A 6,464-nucleotide genomic window follows, 5' to 3' on the forward strand; every position below is an offset into this window, starting at 1 on the left:
CTTTTTGTGCTCCTTTTTCATATAAATTCAGCTAATTACTCAGCGCCAACTTCGGCTTTCACAACTTCTACAATGCGATGTACATATGCATCACAAACTTCTTGTGTTGGTGCTTCTGCCATTACACGAATAAGTGGCTCTGTTCCAGATGGACGAACAAGAATACGGCCATCACCGTTCATTTCTTCCTCTACAACACGAATAATTTCTTTAATTTTTTCATTTTCTAATGCTAATTTTTTATCTGTTACACGAACGTTTACTAGCAATTGTGGGAATTTCGTCATTTCTCCTGCAAGCTCAGATAATGGTTTTTTCGTCATTTTCATGATGTTTACAAGTTGAAGTGCACTTAACATTCCGTCACCAGTTGTAATGTAATCAAGTAAGATAATATGGCCTGATTGTTCTCCACCTAAGTTGTAACCACCGCGTTTCATCTCTTCCATTACATAGCGGTCACCAACTGCTGTTTTATCACTTGTAATATTGTTTGCTTCAAGTGCTTTGTAGAAACCTAAGTTACTCATAACAGTTGAAACAACTGTATTATGTTTTAATTGACCAGTTTCTTTCATGTACTTCGCACAAATAAACATAATTTGATCACCGTCAACGATGTTTCCTTTTTCGTCTACAGCAATTAAACGGTCGCCATCGCCATCAAAAGCAAGTCCAATATCCGCACCTTTTTCTTTTACCAATTCAGCTAAGCCTTCTGGATGTGTAGATCCTACACCCTCGTTAATATTCATACCGTTTGGAGAAGTTCCCATTGTTGAAATATCAGCTTCTAGGTCTGCAAATAAGTATGGAGCTAGAGAAGAAGTTGCACCATGTGCACAATCTAAAGCGATATGTAGGCCAGAGAAATCTTCTTCAACAGTTTGTTTAATGTACTGTAAATATTTTTGTCCACCTTCAAAGTAATCGCTCACTTGTCCAAGATTAGTACCTGTCGGACGTGGTAGTTCATCAACTTCTTTGTCTAATAAAGCTTCAATCTCAGCTTCTTGCTCATCTGTTAATTTAAAGCCGTCTGAACCAAAGAATTTAATACCATTATCTTGTACTGGATTATGAGATGCAGAAATCATAACACCTGCTTGTGCATCTAGTGCTTTTGTTAAATAAGCAACGCCCGGTGTAGAAATAACGCCAAGGCGCATTACTTCTGCTCCAGTTGATAATAGACCTGCTACTAAAGCTCCTTCTAACATATGGCCAGATACACGTGTATCACGACCGATAATTACTTTTGGACGATCTGTATCTTTTGTTAATACATAACCACCAAAACGCCCAATTTTGAAAGCTAATTCAGGTGTTAACTCCTTATTTGCAACTCCACGTACTCCATCTGTACCAAAATATTTACCCATTATGATTCGCTCCTTTTTCTTGCTCTTTTTGATTATGGTTATCTACCGTTGGTTCTTGACTAGTTTCTTTATCTTTATCTTTATCTTTATCTTGATTTTGGTTTTGATTATTTTCCTGTTCCGTTTCTTTTTCTTGATTGGATTCAGGATTTTTTGGCTTCTCATTTTGATTTTCTTGATTGGTGTTTGAATCCGGTTGTTGACCGTTACCTTGTACTTCTTTATCTGGTTTTTCTTTCTTTACAATAGTAACTTTAGCACTTTTTTGTTTTGGCTCTATTGAAATATTACCAGGTCCACTCACTTGAATAGAAATATCTTTCGTCCCTGAAGATACATTTTGCAAATTAATTACCGCTGTTATTTGGGCAGCTGTTATTTTATCTACTATACTTGCTTCTCCTGAAATATCAACACTTATCTTTCCATCTTGCGGCGAAATTAGCTGAGCCGTAACATCTTTAGAAAGTCCATTTTTTTGGATTGGGATGCCATCAATCGTTTTTGTTTTCGTTTGTTTTGTTTTTTGCACTCCCACCGAAACCTTCACTTGATTCGGTTTTGCACTGGTTACACCCTTGGGTAATAAAACAGAGGCATCGAATGTTGTAGACTCTGTCAATTGACTAAGATCTACTTCGACCCCCTCTAGCGATTGTATATTATCCAAAATATCTTTTGGACCAGCTATTGTTACTTCTCTCGGCTCGACACTGATATTTGTAACTGCCAATCCTTCTGCTAAACTCCCCTTCTTCGTATACGTTACAGGAACAGTTTTTTCAGTATTATTGGCTGTAGTTTGCGTTGCCACATTCAATGTTACACTAATTTTAGATGGACTTGTTCTTACATTTAAACGTTTTCCTTCTTTATTGTATAATGTAACTTCGGGCGTTTTTGTAACAGTTTTATTAACACCTTTTAAATCAACATACGCTTTGGCAGATGAAATGCTTTCAATTTCTTCTTTCGTCCCAACTACCTCAACAGTATCCGGTTTAATGCTTGATTTTTCGAGAGTAGCCCCCGCTGGCATTTGATCCTCATTTGATAATTTCAAATCTACATGAACATATTTTCTCGCCTTTTCATGAAGAGTAACTTTAATTGTTGATGGCTGAACTGTTCCTTTCACATCGTCTGGAAGCCCGTTCGTTTTTAAAGAAATCTCATAAGTTCCTTTTGGACTATCTCGCAAATCAATTGGTATGTCAAATTGTTTTTTTGCTTTTGCTGTAGCAACTGATGCTTTTGGGCCTTCTAACTTCACCTTAACGCCCTCTGCTGGAATACCACTTACAATATATTTCTCCTCATCATACTTAAGATTAATCTCATAATTAGTTAATGTTTCTTTCGTATCATTTGCAAAAGGTAATATACCTGATGTCGTATTTTTCTCAGTTAACGTCGCTGACATAAAAAGCATACACGCCAATAGTAATGAGATCCCTTTTAAAAACCAATGATTCTCCATTAACTTATCCATGACGCTTTCTCCTCCAATTCCATAAAGACGAAGAAGTCGTTTTTTCGTTCCCACTAAATTCAGCTAATAACATATCCTTCAGCTGTTCTGTCTTCAAATCACGATGCAACTTACCATTTTTCGTTAAAGAAATTTGACCAGTTTCTTCAGACACAACTACTGTAATACTATCAGTAACTTCACTAACTCCCATTGCAGCACGATGCCTAGTTCCTAATTCTTTAGAAATAAACGGACTTTCTGATAATGGAAGATAGCATGCTGCTGCTTTAATTGTACTTCCTTGCATAATTACCGCTCCGTCATGAAGAGGTGTATTTGGAATAAAAATATTAATAAGTAATTCCGATGATACGTTTGCATTCAGCGGAATACCCGTTTCCACATAATCACCCATACCGGTCTCTTTTGACAAAGTAATTAATGCACCTATTCTACGTTTCCCCATATATTCGGTTGCTTTTGCTATCGCTGTTGCAACCATTTCAGGTTCATCATCCTCATGCGGTCCAACACGCGAAAATAAACTCCCGCGCCCTAGCTGCTCAAGTGCTCTTCGCAATTCTGGCTGAAAGATAATAATAACGGCTAAAAATCCCCATGTTAATACTTGTTCAGTTAGCCAAGATAACGTATGCAATTCAAGGAAAATACTAATCATCTTAACGACAATGATAACTGTAATCCCTTTTAAAAGTTGAACAGCTTTCGTCCCTCGGATTATGAGAATCAGCTTATATATAATAAACCATACAATGGCAATATCTAATGCCGTACTAAGATATTTCAAAATGGTCGTATCTTCAAAAGGCATGCTATCCCTTCCTCCTACTTACGAGCAATTCTATCCATATATTGAAATATTGTTTTATGCTCTATCTGTATGTATTTCCAACAACTAGTTAATTATACCATACATGAAACAAACGACAATTACAAACAACCCCCTTTAGCTCAAATTAGTAAGATGTCAAACATTTTTATCTTACAGTATAATATAAATCATTATTATACGCCTATTTTCAAATAAAAAAAGCAACTTCTCAGTTGCTTTTCTTACATTTATTTTAGTTTTTCACCGAATAAAGAACCCATTAAAGCAACTGCTGTTGTTGCCGTTCTATTTCTCTCATCTAAAATCGTATTTACCTCAACAAATTCAGCAGATGTGATAATATCCGCTTCTGCTAACATTTCCATCGCCAAGTGGCTTTCACGATAAGATAAACCACCAATTACAGGCGTCCCAACACCTGGTGCATCATGAGGATCAAGACCATCTAAATCTAATGATAAGTGTACACCATCAGTATGAGATAAATATGCGATTGTTTCTTCCATAACAGCCGTCATCCCCATACGATCAATTTCATGCATTGAGAACACTTTAATACCTTCATTGCGAATGAAATCTTTTTCTCCTTCATCCAATGCACGCGCACCGATAATTACGACATTCTCTTTTTTCACCTTTGGATATGCTCCATATAAATCTACAAGTGAAGAATGTCCATAACCTAAACTTGCTGCAAGTGACATACCGTGAATATTTCCAGATGGTGAAGTTTCCTCTGTATTTAAATCACCGTGTGCATCATACCAAATAACACCTAAGTTTTTATAATGTTTTGCTACACCAGCTAATGTACCGATAGCAATACTATGGTCACCACCTAATACAAGTGGAAAACGACCTTCTTCTATAATATGATCCACCTTACTTGCTAATTCATTACATACAGTTGCAACTTGTGTAAGGTTTCTTAATTTTGTATTTTCATCTATCTCTTTTTCTCTCTCTATACGTATATCTCCCATATCTTTAACGTTATATCCAATTTCTTCAATTCTTTCAATTACCCCTGCATAACGGATTGCGCTCGGTCCCATATCAACGCCACGACGCATCTGCCCTAAATCCATTGGAACTCCAATAACTGAGATTTCTTTTTTCATAGATAGTATCCCCCTTCTGTGCCTTCACTAAATATTTTAAATCTTTTATATAGTCTGACTCAACTCGACATTTTTCTGTATGGATATACAAATTATTCACTTATATTCACGTTGAAAATCAAATTTCAAGACTATTCTATGTATAAAGTTAACTTAATGAAACAATCACAATCACTATTATTAAATAATAATAAAAAAACACCCCTACATTTAGAAGTGTTTTTCTGACGCTATTTTCCATACTGTTGCAATATTCTTCGTTGTCATTTCAATATTTTCTTCTACTACTCTATATGCTTCTTCTAGTGTCATCGGTCTCGTTGTAATACTAAATACCGCAGCTATTCCTTTCTCGTACACGGCTGAATAATCAGATGATACAGACCCTCCAATAGCAATTACAGGCACAGAAAAACGTTTCGCACGCCCCGCAACACCAACAGGAGCCTTCCCATATGCAGTTTGTTCATCTATTCTACCTTCACCAGTTATAATGAGATCTGCATCTTCTATATGTTTATCAAAATTTGTATAATCCAATACAATTTCAATGCCCCTTCGCAAGTCTCCCTTTAGCACTGAAATAACAGCCGCTCCCATTCCTCCTGCTGCCCCTGCACCAGGTATTTCAGATACATCAGAAGATACATATCTTTTAAGGATATTCGCATAATGTTTTAAATTCTCATCTAGCTCTTTCATCATCTCTACATTCGCACCCTTTTGTCTCCCAAATACGAAAGATGCTCCCTGCATTCCGACTAATGGATTATCCACATCACATGCCGCTTCTATCTTTACCCCCTTTAAGCGTGGGTCCATTTGTGAAAAATCAATAGCAACAATCGAATGTAACGTACCTCCAGATGGATCTATTACTTCACCCTTATCATTTATAAATCTTACTCCTAAAGCTGCTAACATGCCTGCCCCACCATCATTTGTAGCACTTCCTCCAAGTCCTAAAATAATGTACTCCGCCCCTTGATTTAGCGCATGTAATATAAGTTCTCCTGTTCCTTTTGTCGTTGTAATAAGTGGGTTTCGCTTTTCAACTGGAACGTGCTGTAATCCTGATGCTGCTGCCATTTCAATAAACGCTGTCTTTTTATCTTTAGACACGCCATAAAAAGCTTGCACACTTTCTCTAAGCGGTCCTGTCACACTAATTGATATAATTCTCCCCCCTGTAGCATCAACAAGCGATTCAACCGTCCCTTCTCCTCCATCTCCAATTGGTATTTTCACATACTTTGCATTAGGAAAAATTGCTCTAAAACCTCTTTCAATAGCTTCACATACTTCTATAGCTTTTAGGCTTTCTTTATATGAATCAGATGCAATAACAACTTTCACAATTATCCCCCATCCCTTATTTTTACGTTTTCTTCATTTTAAACGATAAATATAAAAGTTGTCTTTTTAAACACAAAAAAGCTTACATCATATGATGTAAGCTTTTTCTATTTAGATGGAGCCTAGCGGGATCGAACCGCTGACCTCCTGCGTGCAAGGCAGGCGCTCTCCCAGCTGAGCTAAGGCCCCTTAGTAATAAAGCGGAAGACGGGATTCGAACCCGCGACCCCAACCTTGGCAAGGTTGTATTCTACCACTGAACTACTTCCGCGAAAATG

The 6,464-nt window shown here is 37.0% G+C and carries 5 protein-coding genes and 2 tRNA genes; all 7 read right to left on the minus strand.

All coding sequences use genetic code 11. From position 1 onward, the window contains the following. Positions 1–35 precede the first annotated feature (35 nt). Complete coding sequence (gene glmM / locus OXT04_RS26400) at positions 36–1,382, minus strand: phosphoglucosamine mutase (protein WP_000521476.1); 1,347 nt, start codon at positions 1,380–1,382, stop codon at positions 36–38. Further along, a complete protein-coding gene (locus OXT04_RS26405) occupies positions 1,375–2,874 on the minus strand; it encodes a CdaR family protein (RefSeq protein WP_097913981.1) in 1,500 nt (499 codons plus the stop codon). Before OXT04_RS26405 ends, glmM begins: the two co-directional genes overlap by 8 nt. Further along, positions 2,867–3,688, minus strand: coding sequence for a diadenylate cyclase CdaA (gene cdaA, locus OXT04_RS26410; protein ID WP_001115694.1), 822 nt, complete (start codon positions 3,686–3,688; stop codon positions 2,867–2,869). Before cdaA ends, OXT04_RS26405 begins: the two co-directional genes overlap by 8 nt. Before the next feature lie 248 nt (positions 3,689–3,936). Further along, positions 3,937–4,830: an arginase gene (gene rocF / locus OXT04_RS26415; RefSeq protein ID WP_000711581.1), complete on the minus strand. Its 894-nt coding sequence runs from the start codon at positions 4,828–4,830 to the stop codon at positions 3,937–3,939. Positions 4,831–5,040: 210 nt separating this feature from the next. Further along, positions 5,041–6,186 (minus strand): glycerate kinase, encoded by a 1,146-nt coding sequence (locus tag OXT04_RS26420; protein WP_267418630.1) that lies wholly within the window; start codon positions 6,184–6,186, stop codon positions 5,041–5,043. Positions 6,187–6,302: 116 nt separating this feature from the next. Beyond that, a tRNA-Ala gene (locus tag OXT04_RS26425) sits at positions 6,303–6,375 on the minus strand. Positions 6,376–6,385: 10 nt separating this feature from the next. Next, positions 6,386–6,457, minus strand: a tRNA-Gly gene (locus OXT04_RS26430). Positions 6,458–6,464: the final 7 nt, after the last annotated feature.

The sequence above is a fragment of the Bacillus sp. GC_Bacil_1 genome (genome assembly GCF_026540675.1).
Lineage (GTDB): Bacteria > Bacillota > Bacilli > Bacillales > Bacillaceae_G > Bacillus_A > Bacillus_A cereus.

Excerpts from the sequence above, each read along its gene's own strand:
- glmM (WP_000521476.1), bottom strand. The coding sequence starts at position 1,382 with ATGGGTAAATATTTTGGTACAGATGGAGTACGTGGAGTTGCAAATAAG.
- OXT04_RS26405 (WP_097913981.1), bottom strand. The coding sequence starts at position 2,874 with ATGGATAAGTTAATGGAGAATCATTGGTTTTTAAAAGGGATCTCATTA.
- cdaA (WP_001115694.1), bottom strand. The coding sequence starts at position 3,688 with ATGCCTTTTGAAGATACGACCATTTTGAAATATCTTAGTACGGCATTA.
- rocF (WP_000711581.1), bottom strand. The coding sequence starts at position 4,830 with ATGAAAAAAGAAATCTCAGTTATTGGAGTTCCAATGGATTTAGGGCAG.